This window comes from Prevotella sp. Rep29 (assembly GCF_019551475.1).
In the GTDB taxonomy this organism is placed as follows: Bacteria; Bacteroidota; Bacteroidia; order Bacteroidales; family Bacteroidaceae; genus Prevotella.
In genome coordinates this window covers 1,873,859-1,893,137 of record NZ_CP047159.1, presented here as the reverse complement: position 1 = coordinate 1,893,137, position 19,279 = coordinate 1,873,859, and the positions used below count along the sequence as shown (strand labels likewise).

Genomic DNA, 19,279 nt, shown 5'->3' with positions numbered 1-19,279 from the left:
ATGTGTTTTATGGGTTCGTATGGATGGCTCCTTCGGGGAATTGCATGGTCAGACAATGTATGCTTCCATGCTGCCGGATGATGGTGCGGGCGTCGATACCAACGATTTCGTGTGTCGGGAATGCCAGCTGTAGGGTTTCGAGTGCCGCACGGTCATTTTCCGGCTGAGCGTATGTGGGACAGATGACGGCACCGTTGACGATGAGGAAGTTGGCGTAGGTTGCCGGCAAGCGCTCCCCGTCCTCGCAGATGGCATCGGGGAAGGGCAGCGGCAACAGCCGATAGGGCAGTCCGTCGGTCGTCCGCAGGGTTTCGAGTTGCTGCTCGAGCCGCAGGAAATCCTCGTAATGGGCATTCTTTTCGTCGTTACATTTTATGTATATGAGGGTGTCATCGGGTGCACAGCGTACGATGGTGTCGATATGCCCGTCGGTGTCATCGCCAATGAGGTTTCCGTGGTCGAGCCACACGACGCGTCTGGCACCAAGTCGCTGACACAATTGTTCATCAATCTCGTTGCGGTGGAGCGGTTGATTTCGATGGGGAGCAAGCAGACATTGCGCCGTAGTGAAGACAGTTCCCCGTCCGTCGCTCTCGATGGAGCCTCCCTCAAGCACGAAGTCGAGATGATTCTCATACGCACCATTGAACACGCCGCTGTCAAACAGGCGCTTGTTGATGGCGTTATCCAGCGTAGCGGGAAACTTGTCGCCCCAGCCGTTGAAGCAGAAATCAAGAAGGCGGAACGTCTTCCCGGCATGTGTCCCATCACACTCTTCCACCGTGATAAACGCATGGTCGCGCGCCCAAGTGTCGTTGCTTGGACATGGAACGAAAATGATGTTTCTCTCGGGCAGCAGCGTCTGGAGGCTGCGGATGTGTTCATCGTCAGGCACGACGATAAGCACGGGCTCAAACCGCGCGATGGCTTTTGCCAACTGGATGAACGTCCGTGTGATGTCATCCAAGTACGGCGCCCAATCGCTCTCGGCGTGAGGCCAAGTCAGTTGCACACCGCCCTGTCGCTCCCATTCTGCGGGCAGCCGCCGTTTGCTCTTTTTGTTGTTCATTTCGTTTTCTCGTTATCATCCATGATATCCTTGCAAAGATACGAAGTTTTTCTGAGAATAATTGTTTTGATGAAAGAAAATAAGCGATTTTATTTCGTTCAGCTCTTAATTTTTTTCGTACCTTTGCACGATATGAATAGGCAAAGACAGTTTTTCCCGTTGTTGCCCGGCAGCCCGTTATGTGTCGTGCTGCTTGTGCTGCTGCTGACGGCTTGTCGGGTGGGAAAGGGCGAAAAGCCGCTGGTGGGTGGCACGTATGACTATCCATCGGGCGAGGTGCATGTGGAAGATATATACGTTCTGGAAGAAGATACGTCAGACGAGGAGTCGGAACGTAGTGAAGACCTGCGCAGGGAGTTGCAACGGATGGTTCCTGCACCACTGACCGACCGCCCTGAACAGATATTGTGGCGAGAGGGGTATGCGACGTCTTACAACAGTGAGACACGCCTGCCCAACTGGGCAATGTGGCTATTGAAAGGCGAACATACTTCCGGTGCTCACAAACGACAGGGCGTGAAATATCATGAGGACGAAGACGTGGCACCGCCCAGAGCCACGAACGAGGACTATTACAATTCGGGTTGGGACCGCGGTCACATGTGTCCGGCAGGCGACAACAAATGGAGTGCGCAGGCAATGGAAGACTGCTTCCTCTTTACGAATATGTGTCCGCAGAACCACAATCTCAACGGTGGCGACTGGAACGAACTGGAGATGCAATGCCGGAAATGGGGGAAGCGTTTCGGGGAAATCTATATCGTCTGCGGGCCGATTCTCTTCCGCAGTGCCCATAAGACAATCGGGAGAAACAAGGTGGTTGTGCCCGAAGCTTTCTTCAAAGTGGTGTTGCGCATGGGCGACGACCCGAAAGCCATCGGATTCATCTATCGCAACGAGGCGGGCAACCGACCGAAAGGTGACTACGTGAACTCGTTGCGACAGGTGCAGCGCATCACAGGCATCACCTTCTTTCCGCAGTTGGCAGCCGACGTGCGCGAACGCTTGCTCGACGATGCCGACCTCGACGACTGGTGGTGAGAAAAACGATTTCTTGAATGATAAACAAAAATAAGATGATGAAACAGCTAACAAGTATTCTCTTGCTGACAGCCATGTTGCTGTTCAGCATGGGTTGCAGCAAAAAAGACAAGCAAACGGAGAGCGGGTCGCAAATAAATGGTTTCTACTCGGGTGAAAAGACTGAGGTCGCATCTGCCAACCAGACGAAGCCCCATGTGAAGATGATGGAACTGCCTGCACCGCTGACCGACCGTCCCGAACAGATTTTGCGACGCAAAGGATATACTGCCTCGTATAACCGCGAGACGAAGCAGCCCAACTGGGTGGCATGGCATCTGACGAAGAGCCACACCTACGGGAAAAACCAGCGCACGGACGAAAAGTTCACCGAAGACAATGACGTATCGGCTCCGCGTGCCACGGATTGGGATTACTACAACTCGCGCTACGACCGCGGACACATGTGCCCGGCAGGCGACAACAAGTGGGATGCCGAAGCCATGCGACAGTCGTTCCTCTTTACCAATATCTGTCCGCAGAACCATAACCTGAACAAGTACGAATGGAACGATCTGGAAATGCTGTGCCGCGACTGGGCACGCCAGTATGGAGTTGTGGACATCGTGTGCGGACCTGTTTATTATAAAGATGCCGACCGAAAATATATCGGCAGGAACCGTCTGCCCGTACCAGACGCTTTCTTTAAGGTTGTTCTTTGCAGGAAAGGAACTCCGAAAGCCATCGGATTCATCTATCCGAACGACGGCAAGAAGCGCTCGATGAGCGATTGTGTGCACACCGTCGATGAAGTGGAGCGCATCACACGCATCGACTTCTTTCCTGCTCTCAGCGACGACATCGAGAACAGGGTAGAGGCGAAAGCCAATCTGAAAGCGTGGTAAGCTGAAAAGAGAAATGAGCGAAGAAATTTGTTTTTTCGCTCATTTATTGGATAAAATTCTCTCGTTCGAAGAAAAAAGCGAGCTCATTCTTTCTCACTTAACCGAATTTTTTGTAACTTTGCAGCGTGAAAATAAAAGAGGTAATTGCTGCCCTTGAACATTTCGCGCCTCTGCCCTTGCAGGAAGACTTTGATAATGCCGGCTTGCAAGTAGGATTGACAGAGGCGGAGGTCTCAGGGGCATTGTTGTGTTTAGACGTGACTGAGCAGACGCTGGACGAGGCGATACAGCTCGGTTGCAATCTGATTGTGAGCCACCATCCGCTGATTTTCCGCAAGCTTAGTCAGATAAGCGACGTGAACTATGTGCAGCGTGTGGTGATGAAGGCGATAGAAAACCGCGTGACGATTGTCTCGATGCATACCAATCTGGATAATGCACGGGGCGGAGTGAACTTCAAGATAGCAGAGAAGATGGGCTTGAAGGATGTGGACTTCTTCGTCAGAAAACCGGGTGAGGATGCCGGAAGCGGCGTGATGGGACTCCTGAAGGAACCGCTGTCGGCCCAGGAATTCATCATGATGCTGAAACGGACGTTTGGCGTTGCTTGTGTGCAGGCAAACGAACTGTTACAGCGACGGATAGAGAAGGTCGCCATTTGTGGCGGCGCAGGCTCGTTCCTCCTCGACGATGCGGTGGCTGCCGGTGCCGACGCGTTCGTGACGGGAGAGATGCACTATCATGATTTCTTCGACCATGAGCAGAAGATACAAATCTGTGTCATTGGTCATTACGAGAGTGAGCAATATACCGCTGAGGTGCTTTGCGAAGTGATTGAAACGGCATGTCCCGAAGTGAAGTGCCACCTCTCGCAGGTCAACACCAATCCTATCACATATCTCTGATGTGAATTGACGGAAAAGAAAGATATAAATCATAAAATAAACAGAAGATTATGACAAAGAAAAAAACAACGGAACTGTCTGTAGAAGACAAGCTGAAGGCACTCTATCAGTTGCAAACCACCCTTTCGGCAATCGACGAGAAACGGGCATTGAGAGGTGAGCTGCCACTCGAGGTACAGGATTTGGAAGACGAGATTGAAGGACTTTCTACGCGTATAGAGAAAATCCAAATGGAGATAGAAGAGTTCCAGACCGCTGTCTCGCAGAAAAAAGCCGACATCGCCACTGCGGAGTCGCTTGTGACACGCTATCAGACACAGCTCAACGATGTGAAGAACAACCGCGAGTATGACACGCTGAGCAAGGAAATCGAGTTCCAGACACTTGAGATAGAGCTCTGCAACAAGAAAATCAAGGAAGCCCTCGTGCGCATCGAGGAGAAAAAAGAAGACCAGAAGAATGCCGAAGAACTCATCAAGGAACGCCGGTTGGCACTTGAAGAGAAGAAGAGCGAACTCGATGAAATCATGCAAGAGACGCGCGAAGAGGAAGACAAACTGAAAGCGCATGTGGAAGAATTGGAAGTGCAGATCGAACCGCGACTGCTCACTAGCTTCAAGCGCATACGTAAGAATGCCCGCAACGGACTGGGTATCGTGTACGTGCAGCGTGATGCCTGCGGAGGATGCTTCAACAAGATTCCGCCACAGCGTCAGCTCGATATCAAGATGCACAAGAAGATTATCGTTTGCGAATACTGCGGACGCATTATGATTGACCCGGAACTGGCTGGCATTAAGCCCGAAGTTGTTGCTGAGGAGAAGCCGAAGCGTAAGCGCGCCATCCGCAAGACGGTCAAGAAGAGTGAGGAAGAAACTCCTGCTGAAGATTGATTCCCCATCTGTACGAAACAAAAAACGTCTCCCATGGCTACAGCTGTGGGAGACGTTTTTTGTTTAAACTATTTATCGTTTGTCATTTAGCGAAGCGCTTTAGAACTGGAAGTAGATGAACGGCTGGATATTGCTGCTCTTCACCTGAATGACGATATAGATGACTGCAACGATGAGCAGTGCACAGACAAAAATGTTTGCTCGCTTCATTCGTCCGATGATGCGCTCTTGCCAAGGGTCGGGCAGATAATGGGTGACAAAAGCCAGCGCAATCAGCATGAATACGAATTTGTAGCTTTCAATCACCTGCAGGAACAATTCAGGGTGGAATGCGGTCAACATCTGCTGTAGCTGAGCATAGATATTCTCGAACGATGTGTTGCGGAAAAAGATGCACGAGAAGACCCAGAAATGGAACGTGAGCAGGATGGCAAAGAAACGTTTCACCCCTTTGCTGTGATAGTGTGAATCGTGATGAAACACCTCCATGCGGAAAAGTTTGTGGATGCAGCATCCCACTCCATGGATGGCTCCCCACAATAAAAAGTTGAGCGATGCACCGTGCCATAGACCGCAGAGCGTCATTGTGATGAAGATGTTCCAATAGTTGCGCAACTTACCGCAGCGGTTTCCTCCTAAAGAGATATAAACATAGTCGCGAATCCACGACGAAAGGGAGATATGCCATCGTCTCCAGATGTCGGAAATGCTTTCGGCTTTGTATGGCGCGTTGAAGTTCATCGGGAAGCGGAAGCCCAGCAGCAGCGCAATACCGATAGCCATGTCGCTGTAACCGCTGAAGTCGCAATAGAGCTGGATGGCATATCCGTAGAGACCTAACAGGTTTTCCACGCCCGTATAGAGATGGGGATTGTCGAAGATACGGTCAACGAAGTTCAGGCTGATATAGTCGGAAATCACCGCTTTCTTGAACAATCCGATAAGGATGAAATAGACTCCTCTTGCGAACATCTCGCGAGTGATGCAAAGCGGTTTCCTGATTTGTGGCACGAAATCGCTCGCACGGACGATGGGTCCAGCCACCAGCTGCGGGAAAAACGACACGTAAAAAGCATAGTCGAGCACAGAGGACAGGGGGCGGAGCTTGCCTCGGTAGATGTCGATGGTGTAGCTCATGCTTTGGAAAGTGAAGAAACTGATGCCCACAGGCAGGAAGATGTCCCAAGGCTGGAAATTGTTGCCAATCATCGTCGAGAACATCCCTGCGAAGAAATTGGTGTATTTGAAGTAAGCAAGCAGTCCTAAATCGACAAGGATGCTCAGGAAAAGCAGCATTCTTGCCCGTCGTCGCCCATCATTCTCACCGCCCTCCGTCCGTGCCTTGTGGATGGCGTTGCCGAGCAGGAAGTCGCAGACGGTGACAAGGGCAAGCAGAAAGAAATAGAATCCGCTGCTTTTATAATAGAAATAGTAAGAGAAGGCTGTGACAAACAGCAGGCGTGCCGTCAGCTTTTTGCGCAGGAGCATATAGACGAACGTGAATCCGAGGAACAGGAAGAGGAACAACCCGCTGCTGAAAATCATCGGCTGTTCGGGGTTGTACCTAAGTATCTCTGTCAGGTTGTTCAGTAGTTCGCTCATCGTCAGTTCTTTTTTGTATTGCGTCTCACGTAGTTGTCATAACCTGCCACCATCGACTTGAAAAGATGTTCGGCGATTATCTTCCCGCCTTTCAGGTTGATGTGCGTATAGTCTTTGTTTGCAGAGTTGCTGTCCACCAGCTTTTTCATGCTTCCCCGTCCGCCCATTGCCGTGAATAGGTCGAAGAAGGCGATGCCTTTCTCTGCAGCCATTTCGCGCTGACAGGCAACCATTTCTTCCACGCCCTTCATCGTGGTGATGCCCTCGGCGGTGCGCTGACTGCGGTCGGACACGCTGACGATGAGGAACGAAGCATAGGGGAACGCTTGTTGCAGATGGCTGACCACCTTTGCTATTCGTTTGCAATAATGGCGTAGCGATGCCTCGGTGGTCTTCGAACTAATCACGTTAAGTCCGAAATGGAGCACAAAGAGGTCAATGGGGCGCAGCTCGGCAAAGTCGTGGAGCGTGGAGCCTGGTATCGAAATGAGTGTGAATCCGGCGGAACCGCGCATGCTGTAGCTGTCGAGAATCACGCCGTGGTCGGATTCCAGTGCCATGCCGTAGAGGTAGGTCTTGCTGTGGACATTGGCGAAGGAGTAGCCGATTTTGTCTGCCTCTCCCTTTGTTTCAATCATCTGCACTTTCCCTGAACCTGCTGCGTGGCTTGTCTGCGCTTCCTGCGAACCGTTGGTCACCCTGATGGTCAAACCCTGTTGTGTGCGGAAAAAGAGCCGTGCGTTCTGCCATTTTGAGGCGTGAGCCATGTGGCGTGTAGCCCTTGTGTTGATTCGGCTGCCTTCTGAAGGGATGAAGTAGCGTTGGTTCATGCCTTGCACTTTCAGGTCGAACGTTTTTTTCACGATTTGGAACTCCTGTATTCCGCTGTAGTCTTGCAGGATGGTGCGGCGGAATCCCTTGTTGAAAACGCTGCCCGCATCAATCCATCCGGGTCCGTTTCCTCCAAACTTTTCTTGCAGCATCTCCCGCAAGTCGCAGGTATAGATGTCGCCTTCGATGAACGAGTCGCCGAAATAAGCGATGCGCACAGGGCGGTTTTGTAGTTTTGCGGAATAGAGCATGGCGTAGAAATGGTCCATACCGCCGGCGTTGTCGCCGCCGTAATCCTCAATCATCGTCACGCCAGGTGGAACAATCTCCTTGAAGTCTTCCGCCTTTGTGTCTTTCTCTTTCCTTTCTTTTCCCTTCTTTTCAGCCAGCAGACTTCTCGATGTGGATGGAGGGGGTATCACGTCCTGATGCTCCTGTTCGCCATTGCCGTTGAACACGTCGCTCAGGATGCTGACCGTCCGCAGTGGCGTGTCGCCGATAGTGAGCGTAGGAAGCAGGTGCATCAGCAGCAATATTGTTACCACGATGCCCATGAGCATGAATGTCCGTTCCGTGTTCCTCATCCGTCTTCTTCGTTACCTCTGTTGATAAATTCTCCCAGTCCTTTCTCAGTTTAATCCGCGTGCCTTATAGATACGCTCTTTTGCCTCGTTCAGTTCCTGGAACTTCTTCTCGGCAGCGCGCCGCACGTCCTCGCCGAGTGTTGCCACACGGTCGGGATGATGCTTGAGTGCCATCTTCCGGTAGGCGGCTTTCACCTCGCTGTCGGTAGCATTGGGTGTGATGCCGAGCACTTTGTATGCCGACTCCAGGTCGTCGTGTCCCAAGTTGAGCATCGAATCCACATCGCCGGCTGACATGCGCAGATGCTGCGCCACCTCTTTCAGGTGGCTTATCTCGATATCTGCCACGCTCCCGTCTGCCTGTGCGATGAGCACGAGGAAGTTGAGCAGCTGTAGGCGTTCGCCGTAGTTGGTGTTTGCAGCAATCTGCCGGCAGCAGTCCCAGATGGCTTGCCGATAGCTTCCGGGGCGGGCTGCCTCCATCCGCTTCTGCTCCTCAAACAGCCCGAGCAATATCTCGTTGCCCTGCCGTTGCGCCTCTGCACCGAAGTTCTGGCGCAGCCACTGCCTCACAAACTCCATCTCCGAGTGCATGATGCGGTTGTCTGCCCTGATGATGTAGGAAGCCAACACTAAAAGCGAGAAGAGGAACGAGTTGCGCTGCCCCTCATTATACGAAGTCTCCCTGCCATAGTCGTTCTGCTCATTGGAGATGACGACCGGTTCGGTGGTCGCATCAAACAGTTTGCCAATGAAAAAACCGGCCAATGCGCCCAGAGGACCACCGACCATATAGCCAAGGAAACCGCCTATCCACTTGCCAATGCCCATAATGTTCTTATCAATAAAAAAAACGTGCCGTGACGCACACAAATATCACCGACAAAGGTACGGAAAATCGAGCGCAGAACAAAACAAATCCATTTATTTTTTATGCCGAGATGGAGTACCTTATGTAAAGGTACGGAAAATTGAGAGTAGAACAAAACAAATTCATTTGTTTTTTATACCGAGATGGAGTATCTTATGTAAAGGTACGGAAAATCGAGCGCAGAACAAAACAAATCCATTTATTTTTTATGCCGAGATGGAGTACCTTATGTAAAGGTACGGAAAATTGAGAGTAGAACAAAACAAATTCATTTGTTTTTTATACCGAGATGGAGTATCTTATATATTAAGGTACGGGGAAAAACACGGAAACGCTTTCCCGTCTCCTGCAAAATGATTATATTTGCAAATGCTATGGAACAGAACCAATACATCAAGCAGTTTCCCGACCTGATGAAGGGAAAGAAAATACTCTACGTGCACGGCTTCGCCTCATCCGGACAGTCGGGCACCATCACCCGCATCCGCGAAGTGTTTCCACAAGCCAAGGTCATCGCCCCTGACCTGCCCATCGACCCCGAAGAGGCAGTGACACTCTTGCGCAACCTCTGCGCAGCCGAACAGCCCGACCTCATCATCGGAACCTCAATGGGAGGCATGTACGCGGAGATGCTGCACGGATACCATCGCATACTCGTCAATCCCGCACTGCAGATGGGCGACACCATGAAAGAACATGGCATGATAGGGGCACAGACGTTCAGCAGCCGACGGGAAGATGGCATACAGGAGTTTATCGTGACAAAAGCACTCGTCAAGAAATACAAAGACATCACCGACCGCTGTTTCGGAAACCTCAGCAGCGAGGAGAAACAGCACGTATGGGGACTCTTCGGCGACGCCGACACCACAGTCAACACCTACGACCTGTTCCGCCAACACTATCCGCGTGCCATACGCTTTCATGGCGAACACCGCATGAACGACCACAGTTTCATGCACTCCATCGTGCCCGTCATCAGATGGATAGACGACCGCCAGCAGGGTAGGGAACGCCCCATCATCTACATCTCCATCAGCACCCTCATCGACCAGTGGCAGAAGCCGCAAAGCTCGTCGCAGAAAACCATCCGCACACTGTTGGAAAACTACAACCTGTTTTTCGTAGCACCGGCACCGACCGATGTCGACTATTATGCGCAAACCAACAACTGGCTGTACGAACACATCAATGTGCCCGCATACGGACACACCATCTTCACCAATCACAAGACACTGCTCTACGGCGACTACCTCATCGACGACGAGGACGTGCAAGGTATGGCAACACTCATCCGATACGGAACCGACACCTTCAAGACGTGGGAACATATCCTCGACTACTTCTCACGACTTGGTGGACAATGACCCGTCCCGTTGGCTGCCATCTTCCCATGTCTGTATATTTATACGTAAGCAGATGTTTGGGGTGTCCGTTTGTAAACCGTTGTATTTCATGGAGTTAGATATGGCTTTCCAAAAGTTCAACTTTTAGCTTGCAAAAGTTGAACTTTTAGGCGGTGAAAGTTGAACTTTTAGGACGCAAAAGTTCAACTTTTGGAAAACGAAAGTTCAACCGTATATTTATACGCCCTTTTCCGTATGTTTATGCAAAGGGTTTTATAGGGTATCTAATCACAATAGTAGAAGTTGGTAAAGTCCTATGGATTCTGCCATAGTATCCCTTTTTGTATGCTTCTATTCAAGCACGAATCAGGCTAAGCAAAATTAAAAATGAACGAAAATCCACATATTTATTATTTATCATAGAAATATTTCGTATCTTTGCACAGGTATCAACAACGAAACATAAGAAATATAAGTAATAAAATTCGTTGTGATTTGCTTAAAATTTCGTATCTTTGCACAGGTATCAACAACTGATAATGGTATGAAAGTTGTGGATTTGAAGTTGTGATTTGCTTAAAATTTCGTATCTTTGCACAGGTATCAACAACTAGATTTCAAGTAATGACACAAGAAGAATTGTTGTGATTTGCTTAAAATTTCGTATCTTTGCACAGGTATCAACAACAGCAGCGTTTCATTGAGCGTGCGTTGAGTAGTTGTGATTTGCTTAAAATTTCGTATCTTTGCACAGGTATCAACAACATACAATGACGTGATGGATGTGGCGGAAACGTTGTGATTTGCTTAAAATTTCGTATCTTTGCACAGGTATCAACAACCAATGGCAGTTGGATGTTCGAGTACGCCCTGTTGTGATTTGCTTAAAATTTCGTATCTTTGCACAGGTATCAACAACAGGAATTGGGTATTTTGTTGAAGACCAATGATTTGCAAAGGAGATTAGAATTAAAAAAACTCCTGCAAAGTAAGGGGAGAATTTCACGGGAAAGTGGAATTCTCTCTTTTTGTATGGGGGCGTTGATGTGTCTGAAAACTTTCCTTAAAAGTTTTTTAGAAGAGAGCGTTAAAAGAGTTCTAACTGTTGACCAAGTGCGTTAGTATGTTGGGGCTTGTTGCCATAGAATAGCTCTATATTGCCAAATTGTTTGTCGGTGATGCAGATGATGCCTACCTTTCCGAATTCGGGAAGGAATGATTTGACGCGTTTCTTGTGGACTTCAGCGTTCTCCATACTGGCGCAGTGGCGTATGTATATGGAGAATTGGAACATGGTGAAGCCGTCTCGTATCAGGTTTTTCCGAAACAACGCATACGCTTTCTTGTCTTTTTTTGTTTCGGTGGGCAGGTCAAATAATACGAGGAGCCACATAACTCTGTATTCGCTAAAACGTTGCATGTCGTATGTTTACATTTCCGGGTAGGCTATCTTGCGAAGCTCTCCGCTGTAACATTTGTATAGTGAGGCGGTGGTTTGTGACACGCCGACCATGAGAGGGCTCCGTTTTCCACCGATAACTACATCTAAAGTTGGTATGGATAGCAGCTCGGCTTTGATGTCTTTTGACAATTCAATGTCTTCACCATATTGGTTGGTGATGTCATAAACCAGTTTGTCCACGTATGGACGATATGGTTCCATGATGTCGTCTGCCAGACAATAAGCGTTGTAGCGATTGTGATGATGAATGCCGAACGTGGGTAATAGTCCGCTGGCAACGAGTGAACGGGCAACAACGGCGCGCAGGATGGCATAGCCGTAGTTGAGCAGATGGTTAGGGGAGATGCCTTCGCGGTCTCTGACGAATCCGTCAATGTGTCCGAATAGGTTTTTCCAGTAGTAGGCTGCTGCTCGTGCTTCCTGATTATCGGTGTCGCCGCTTTTCACGTCGTTAATCCATCGTTGCATGCACTTTGTTTCTGCATTAGAGGATTGCTTCAATACCATCATCTGGTTTCTTATCTTGTATTGGATGGTCTGTTGCCACAGTTGTTTGCGTAAGGGTAGGGATGCTTCTATCTGGTGGCGGAAACGCTCACTCTGCGTAGTGTTCCCTGAGAGAGGCAGCAACAGACCGACAGGCATGGAACGGCTGTCGCAGGTAATGACGGCACAGTTGTTCTCGAGCAATGCATCAAGTACGCCGGTGGTAATGGTAATCTGTTTATGGTCGAGCACGACAACTCCGATATCTTCAATCGGTCGGGTGATTTCTGCTTCTTTCTTGATGTTGTCGAGCAGATTCTTCGCATTTTCCACCTCTGGCATTTTGATAACCAGCTGTCTGTCTCTTAATGAGAGATAGGCGGGATTGCTGAAACAAAGTGTCTTTTTTATCATAGGCTTATTCTATCGTTTCAGTTTCTTTCCGTTTAGTTCGATGATGTTACCTAATCTGTCCACCTTGATGGGAATACAAATTTCTTTTATCATTTCACCAGTGATAGCGCGCTCCATTTTATTTTGTGTTGAGAACTCAAATTTATTTACTATGGGAGATGCAACATGATGTTCAATACACATAAATTGAAGTTGTCCACAAGATACCATTTTATATATTCTTTCCTTATTAATTGCCTTAATCCCTTCTTTCAACTCTTCTTGTGTGGGCAGATACACTAAATCATTCGGTGAAAGGATGAACATAAGTTTGGCATCAGATGCTACCAAATGTTGCTCTTGCAGATAGATTTCAATGTTGTTGCGCCATTGTGAACCGAATTTCTTTTGGCAGTCAATCATCATGTTGAGAGGAATGGTCAAGTAAGAGCGAATTGTTTCCGTTTCGCCTGTTTCCTTGTTTATCTTTTCCGTTCTGAATATAGCAAAGAAAAGGTTGGTACCCTTGTCGGCTTCAACAAATTTCTTAGCTTTACATCCTGTTTGTCCGATGGAATACTTGTTACCGCTTTCAAAACGACGTACTTTATAAATTGGCTTGTGCGGTTTTCCGCTGTTTAGTTCTACAATGTTGCGGTTCATTTCATCGATTCCATCAGCAGAAAATGCAAGTCCAGGATTATTGTCTTTTGCGTGTAAATGAGCTGTCAATATTTTTTGTATACCAGTGTCTGTAATACCTTTTATTTTGGCTACAGCCTTGTCGTATTCTTTTATTCCAGACATATATCCAACCAAGTCACTCATGAAACGCGTGGCAAAGTAACGGTCTTTAGTCTCTTTTGTATAATAGTAAACTTCTATTTTCTTGATGTCGATATCTGACCACACATCCTTGTTGTCTTCTACATATTTCTTTATGTATTTGGCATCGTAGTGCTCTCTCAACAATTCCAAAACTTTTTCCTTGAAATCCTTGTTTACGATTGCTTTTGGATTTTTCAAAGCCTCATTTAGCGACACCTCCTTTTTGAAACGCAGATTCACTTCGCCCCAACCAGTATCTTTATGCATAGACTTGCGAATCGCCCAGCTGTCGCCTTTCTCTTGCTTAATAATCACTTTCTTGCCATTCTCGTCGTAATGTGTATAACTGTTTGTGGCTTTGTTGATTACACGCAAATTCTGTTTGAAACTGACAATAATGTTTTCCAGGGCTTGCTTTGCGTCTGTAGTAAATGAATCCCATGGTTTGATGAACTCTTTGGCGATTTCACGCTCTTTGCTGTCAATAATGATTTTTTCAAATCGGCGCAGTTTGCGTTGCAGTTGATAGCGGTTGGCATTATATTTGGAATGTGCTGCCTCGTTATTCAATAAGTTCACATGGTCACGGGTTGCGCAGGCAATCACAATGGCATCCATGGCGTGGTGACGATGGTCGATACGCTTTTTATTGAATCCTTTTTGCAGTTCGAGAGGCATCGCAGGAATTAGATGTCCTTCTGCACTAATAGTCGTGAAGCATTCCTTGCCCGTCAATTCATTCAAGCGATGGAAACGAGGCAAGATAATACTATTCCAAACATCGTTCATACCCCAATCTTTTTTCAGTCGGTCGGTAATGGATCCGTTGCACGAAATCAGATTTTTTGAAACAGCTTCCTGTTCCCATTCCCCGTTTTCGAGTTTCTCGCGGACGATGTTCGACAGCAAGCCTTTTACCAATTTGCTGATATATCGGCTGTCGTTCAATTGTCTTTCAATAAATCCGTCGGGGATTTCGTCCATCAACAGTTTTTTCATCTTCGTGCGGTTGTTTGCGTAGTGTTCCTTCACAAACTTCTCGTAATCTTCAACCGACAGAATCTCGACCGTTTTCCCTTGGCTGATTTGAACTTTTTCACCTTTGTGACTCTTGATAAACTCGAAACCCAACTGTTTGTCTTTTAGCTTGTTTACTTCTGCTTCGCAAATCACCTTGTTGCTGAACGAGTCATCGAAGTAGCGTGATTGTGGAATCACATGTTCAATTTCGTAAGCCGAGGTAAACAACTTGGCAAGAGGAATCATCTCGCCCGTGTAGGGTGAGCGGTATTTTTGCTCTAACCAGCACTTATATCTTATTATGTCTGCTTTTGAAGGCTGTGAAGATTTGGAAATTTTGCTGATGAAATCAAAATCTTTATCCTCTTTTGTGAGATTGTCCAATGCATTCTCCTCATAAATCCGTAGTATGTCTTGTTGGCTTGGAGAATAAGGGCGAACATTCTCGATATCAGGGTCGTTCACAAACTCCATCAACATCGCCTTGATGCGCAGGTTAGTGTTCTCGTTCTGCTGGATGCGCTCTGTCATTCGTTTGCGTTTGTCGGCAGGGTTTTTCATCTCGCGCCCCAACTCCAGATGGACTTCGTCAATCTGCCCTTCTTGTTTCCAAATATCGCGGACTGTTCGTAAGGTTTCGGTAATTACCTGTTCAACAATGGGATTACGCAAAGAATGTTGCTTGAATCCTTTCAAATAATTATCAATATCTTCAGGCTTTTCCCATTTTTCAATCTCTTTGGCTTCGGAATGGCGGTCATAGACAATATAACAAGCCAACCAAACAGGCAGACTTCTAAAATGCTCAATATTGGTTAGGTTGATAGCCTTTTCGCGCACTCTGTTCTTGATATTTTCATCGTATTCGCCAGTCAGAATCTTGTCTATACGTTCTTTCGTCTTGTTTTCAATATTATCAACACTCCAATATTTACCCATTCGCATCAACGGCAGCAATTTCTTGATGGCCTTTTCGGAGTACGAACCATAATCCTTCTTGAACGGCTTGACTTTGGAAAACACTTCGGCAAACGAATCGGAAAGACCATTCTTTTCGGCATATTTCTTCATAGCTTTGCCGATTTCTGTTTTGTCTTCCACCGAATAAAGGATATGCCAAAGCGATATTTCCTTTTCGCGTGTGAGGAAACTTGCATCAATACTGCATTTCGCCAATCCGCTAAGCATTATTGCTCTCGTTTCGTTGCACGGATATTCTTTGTCCTCAACGTAGTTCCAACGATAAGGATAGTGGTCTTCTCCTTTCTCTTTCTTGAAATTGAAAAATGAGTTAAGTAACGTGTCTTGTTTGATGGAAGCTCTATTGCTGAGCCAATCGAAGAGTTTCACATAATCTTCTTCGGTTTTCAACAATTCGCAGGTAACATCCACATCAGTCAGCATTTTCCCATCTAAATTTTTCTCTCGTTGGTAAATCCTCAAGTTCTGTACGAACTGCCAAAGGCGGAACTCCTGGAACAGTGGATTCGATTTAGCGATGCACTTTATAGGATATTCTTTGCCGTCTTTGTCGAAATGACTCTCATAGGGACAATCGCTGATAAGGGACTTCTTGCTCTTCAGCGGACGTTGGTAGAATAAAATATCGTTGATGAAAAGGTTAGCGAAGTCAGTCCTGGCAATGTTGTTGCGGTGCGTCTCGTTGTTCGGGTACAGTTCCTCAATGCACTATCATATAAAATCTCGTCCTTCAATTCAGGTATCAGGGCTATTTGTGTTTCAAGAATTTGCCGTAACTCCTCTTTGTAATATTTGCGTTCAACTGTGCGTACCAACTTGCCTATGATTTTCTGGTTGGGCTTTTGCAGTAAGTTGTCATAGATGTAGCAGCCTATGGTCTTATTACTATTGTCAATGTCGAACTCCGTTTTTTTCTTCAGCAACGTCCAGTCGTCTTCACTCGGTGCACGGAACGACCGCTTTACATTCCCTTCCTTGTCTTTCTTAGGGGTTCCATCTTTCTCTAAAGAGGTGGTCACTATAAATTCCTTAACCTTTCCCTCCCAATCCAAAGGCATTTTGCTGGTGCGGCGATAGACCATACCGTTCTCCAAATACACATTGTACCATACATCATCGCCCTTCTTCTCGTCGGTGGCTTCAACTCTTACCACTTTCTGGACGATGAATTCGACTAACTTGTCTCGCTGTTCATCTTCATCCTCACCACGCAGTTGGTAATAGCCACGTTTTTGGTTGAATTGCAGCAGAATCCACGCAAGTTCTTCTTTGGCAATTTTATGTGTCAACGCTTTCTTGCGTAGATAGTAAATAGTCCAGTCGTAAGGAACTTTCTTGCCATTCGCAACAAGTTGAGGTTGGTTTACAGCAAAATCAGCCAGCATTTCATTGAAAGAATCTTTAAATAAAAACTCCATTTTGCCAGTGTTTTCCTTACGCCAAGCAAGTTTAGGTTCATTATTATCAATAAACTTGCCATATTGATTAATTTGCATAGCAAAATGTTGCGGCAAAAACTTGATTGTTTTCAACACTCGTAACATCCTTTCACGCCGCAGCAGGTTGCGCTCGTGTAGGCGTCGTGTCCCTCTGAATCTCGTTCGTTCTGCCGTTTGTGAAATAGAGTTTCCTTTATCGAAATCACCAAGAATATCCGCAGACATTGGAATAATTCGACTGCCTGTCGAACTTATTCCAATAGGTTTTAAATAAGTTGATTCATTTTCACGTTTTGCTTCTTCCGCATTCACCACAGCCCAACCAATACTGTTTGTGCCTAAGTCCAGTCCTAATATTTTTTTCATGGTATATTGTATTATTTGTTTTTTATTTTTTGCAAATATAGCAAAAAAGTACAAGAATATTTGTGTGAATGGGGAAAAATGTCTATTTTTGCCGTATGAAATTTAAGCAAATCACAATAAGGATTATTCCGTTGTGAAAACATCAGGTTAGCCCATCGTCCTTTAACGGTGGGCATTTTTTGTCTTACGAGTTTACAACTCGGAATAGTCGGGGATTTCTTCGAGGAAGTGGTAGGTGTTTTGTTCGTAGTCCATGTGGCAGCAGATGTGTTGCATGCCGTTGCTGACGATGAGGTAGTCGGCATGGAGTAGGAGATTGTAGGCGGAAATCTGGTCGAAGACTTTCTGGGTGAGGGCTATGGTGGGGGATTTGTATTCGATGAGCATGTGCGGACGGAGCTCCTTATTATATAATAATGTGTCGGCACGCAGGTGCTTTCCGCCGATGCGTAGCTCTATCTCGTTGGCTAACAGGGCGGTGGGGTAGCCTTTATGCTCGATGAGGAAATGAACGAAATGTTGGCGCACCCACTCTTCGGGCGTCAAGGCGACGTACTTGCGGCGCAGGACATCGAATATCATGTCGCGGTTTCCTGTTCTTCGGAGACGCAGGTCGTAGGTGGGAAGGTTCAGTTGATACATAGCATATTCGTTCATTAGCATCTGCCCTGGCTGATGGAGGGCATTGGATGGTGATGAAAGCTTTTTGCGGAAAACGACAGATTTTTATGATGACAGCTCTGTGCGAATTCGATTTTTTGTATTATCTTTGCAATCACAAATGCAAAGATAGCGTTTTTATCCGAGAATAAAGAAATCATGGCAGCAAAAAAAGATAATGCGTTCGACGGCATCATGGCTCAGCTGGAAGCCAGGCAGTTCGCCCCCGTGTACTTGCTAATGGGGGAGGAGCCGTATTATATCGACCAGATTTCTGACTTCATTGAGCAGCATGTGCTGAGTGAGGAGGAGCGCGATTTCAACCAAAGCATTGTCTATGGATTGGATGTCAGTGCGGTGCAGGTGGCTGACATGGCACGGCGATATCCCATGATGGCTGAATATCAGGTGATTATCGTGAAGGAAGCGCAGAATATCAAGCAATGGGATGCGCTGGAAACGTATTTCGAGAAACCGATGAATCAGACAATTCTCGTTATCTGTTATAAGAACGGAACCATCGACGGACGGAAAAAAATAGTCTCCAAAGCGAGGACTGCTGGCATCGTATTCGAGAGTAAGAAGATGCGCGACTATGAGTTGCCTGCGTTTGTCGCCAGCTATCTGAAAGGAAAGGACGTGAGCATCGATAACAAATCGGCACAGATGGTCGCCGAACATATCGGAGCTGACCTGAGCAGACTGACGTCGGAACTTGACAAAGTAATCATATCGCTGCCTGAGGACAAACGGGAGATAACACCCGAGATTGTTGAAAGGGAAATAGGCGTGAGCAAGGATTACAACGGATTCGAACTGCGCAATGCCATTGTTGATAGAAATGTGTTCAAAGCGAATCAGATTGTCAAGTACTTTGCGGGAAATCCTAAAACTCAAAAGGATAGCATGTATGTGCTTGTACCGATGTTGTTCAACTACTTCCAGAACCTGATGATAGCCTATTATGTGCCCAACAATCAAAATCCTAACACTCTGGCGGAGGCTCTGGGCTTGAAAAATGCATGGGGAGTGAAAGATTACCTTGCCGGAATGAGGAACTATTCTGCAACGAAAACGATGCAGATTATCTCAAAGATTCGAGAAACGGACGACAAAATGAAGGGAATTGGTAATCCAAATACTGATGCCGGGGAGTTGATAAAGGAACTGATTTTCTTTATCCTTCATTGAAAATGGGGGAGTAGGCTTCCGAAATCCTATTCGAATCGGAAAAAGCAAAAAACTTATTTAAAGAGCGCGAACATTTTGAAGGGTACGAATGATATCCAACAATTGAAAATGAGGGGTAGCCTTTCGAAATCCTATTCGAATCGGAAAAAACAAAAGAACTTGTTATTAGGGTGTAAACATTTTGAAGGGTACGAATGATATTCAGCAATTGAAAAGAGGGGAGTAGGCTTCCGAAATCCCACTCGAATATGAAAAAACAAAAAAACTTATCATTAAAGCGCGAATATTTTGAAGGAGGATGGATGGTAATTCTATAATAAATGGTGTAGGGTAGGCTGTCAAAATAGATGTTTTTTCTCCATATTTTAGACGAAAATATAGAATTTGGGGGGCATTTCTCCCCCAATACTTCCACTATTTGAATCGC

General features: G+C 46.8%; 13 protein-coding genes, 1 pseudogene and 1 CRISPR repeat array. Of the genes and pseudogenes, 6 read left to right on the top strand and 8 right to left on the bottom strand.

Going from position 1 to position 19,279, the window contains the following annotated elements:
- Window positions 1–7: 7 nt before the first annotated feature.
- Entirely contained in the window at window positions 8–1,069 is a 1,062-nt protein-coding gene (locus GRF55_RS08055) for an agmatine deiminase family protein (protein ID WP_220367927.1), read from the bottom strand.
- 132 nt (window positions 1,070–1,201) lie between these two features.
- On the opposite strand from GRF55_RS08055, the gene GRF55_RS08050 reads away from it, so the two are divergent.
- From GRF55_RS08050 to GRF55_RS08035, 4 genes are all read left to right on the top strand, one after another.
- Complete coding sequence (locus tag GRF55_RS08050; RefSeq protein WP_220367926.1) at window positions 1,202–2,110, top strand: DNA/RNA non-specific endonuclease; 909 nt, start codon at window positions 1,202–1,204, stop codon at window positions 2,108–2,110.
- Window positions 2,111–2,145: 35 nt separating this feature from the next.
- Complete coding sequence (locus tag GRF55_RS08045; RefSeq protein ID WP_255563763.1) at window positions 2,146–2,994, top strand: DNA/RNA non-specific endonuclease; 849 nt, start codon at window positions 2,146–2,148, stop codon at window positions 2,992–2,994.
- A gap of 125 nt (window positions 2,995–3,119) precedes the next feature.
- Window positions 3,120–3,899, top strand: a complete 780-nt coding sequence (locus GRF55_RS08040) for a Nif3-like dinuclear metal center hexameric protein (protein ID WP_220367925.1) — start codon at window positions 3,120–3,122, stop codon at window positions 3,897–3,899.
- A gap of 50 nt (window positions 3,900–3,949) precedes the next feature.
- Window positions 3,950–4,792 (top strand): zinc ribbon domain-containing protein, encoded by an 843-nt coding sequence (locus GRF55_RS08035; RefSeq protein ID WP_220367924.1) that lies wholly within the window; start codon window positions 3,950–3,952, stop codon window positions 4,790–4,792.
- A gap of 99 nt (window positions 4,793–4,891) precedes the next feature.
- Here the strand turns inward: GRF55_RS08035 and GRF55_RS08030 are convergent, their stop codons facing one another.
- Genes GRF55_RS08030 through GRF55_RS08020 form a run of 3 tightly spaced genes read right to left on the bottom strand, consistent with a single transcriptional unit; the run spans window position 4,892 to window position 8,640 of the window.
- Entirely contained in the window at window positions 4,892–6,394 is a 1,503-nt protein-coding gene (locus GRF55_RS08030) for an MBOAT family protein (protein ID WP_220367923.1), read from the bottom strand.
- Window positions 6,395–6,396: 2 nt separating this feature from the next.
- The gene (locus GRF55_RS08025; protein ID WP_220367922.1) at window positions 6,397–7,809 is read right to left on the bottom strand and encodes a hypothetical protein; all 1,413 of its coding nucleotides are present in this window, start codon (window positions 7,807–7,809) and stop codon (window positions 6,397–6,399) included.
- 45 nt (window positions 7,810–7,854) lie between these two features.
- Complete coding sequence (locus tag GRF55_RS08020) at window positions 7,855–8,640, bottom strand: DnaJ domain-containing protein (protein WP_220367921.1); 786 nt, start codon at window positions 8,638–8,640, stop codon at window positions 7,855–7,857.
- Between the two features lie 414 nt (window positions 8,641–9,054).
- Here GRF55_RS08020 and GRF55_RS08015 point away from each other — a divergent pair, with 414 nt between their 5' ends.
- Window positions 9,055–10,047: a YqiA/YcfP family alpha/beta fold hydrolase gene (locus tag GRF55_RS08015; protein WP_220367920.1), complete on the top strand. Its 993-nt coding sequence runs from the start codon at window positions 9,055–9,057 to the stop codon at window positions 10,045–10,047.
- 466 nt (window positions 10,048–10,513) lie between these two features.
- Window positions 10,514–10,945: direct repeats of the CRISPR family, unit length 47 nt; unit sequence GTTGTGATTTGCTTAAAATTTCGTATCTTTGCACAGGTATCAACAAC.
- 168 nt (window positions 10,946–11,113) lie between these two features.
- Here GRF55_RS08015 and cas2 read toward each other — a convergent pair.
- The 4 genes and pseudogenes from cas2 to GRF55_RS07995 form a co-directional block, all read right to left on the bottom strand.
- A complete protein-coding gene (gene cas2 / locus GRF55_RS08010; protein ID WP_220367919.1) occupies window positions 11,114–11,446 on the bottom strand; it encodes a CRISPR-associated endonuclease Cas2 in 333 nt (110 codons plus the stop codon).
- 9 nt (window positions 11,447–11,455) lie between these two features.
- Entirely contained in the window at window positions 11,456–12,388 is a 933-nt protein-coding gene (gene cas1, locus GRF55_RS08005; RefSeq protein WP_220367918.1) for a type II CRISPR-associated endonuclease Cas1, read from the bottom strand.
- Between the two features lie 9 nt (window positions 12,389–12,397).
- Window positions 12,398–17,001 (bottom strand): annotated as a pseudogene (cas9, locus tag GRF55_RS08000) (type II CRISPR RNA-guided endonuclease Cas9).
- A gap of 192 nt (window positions 17,002–17,193) precedes the next feature.
- Window positions 17,194–17,643, bottom strand: coding sequence for a type I restriction enzyme HsdR N-terminal domain-containing protein (locus GRF55_RS07995; protein WP_220367917.1), 450 nt, complete (start codon window positions 17,641–17,643; stop codon window positions 17,194–17,196).
- Window positions 17,644–17,820: 177 nt separating this feature from the next.
- Here GRF55_RS07995 and holA point away from each other — a divergent pair, with 177 nt between their 5' ends.
- A complete protein-coding gene (holA, locus tag GRF55_RS07990; protein ID WP_220367916.1) occupies window positions 17,821–18,852 on the top strand; it encodes a DNA polymerase III subunit delta in 1,032 nt (343 codons plus the stop codon).
- The last annotated feature ends 427 nt before the right edge of the window (window positions 18,853–19,279 follow it).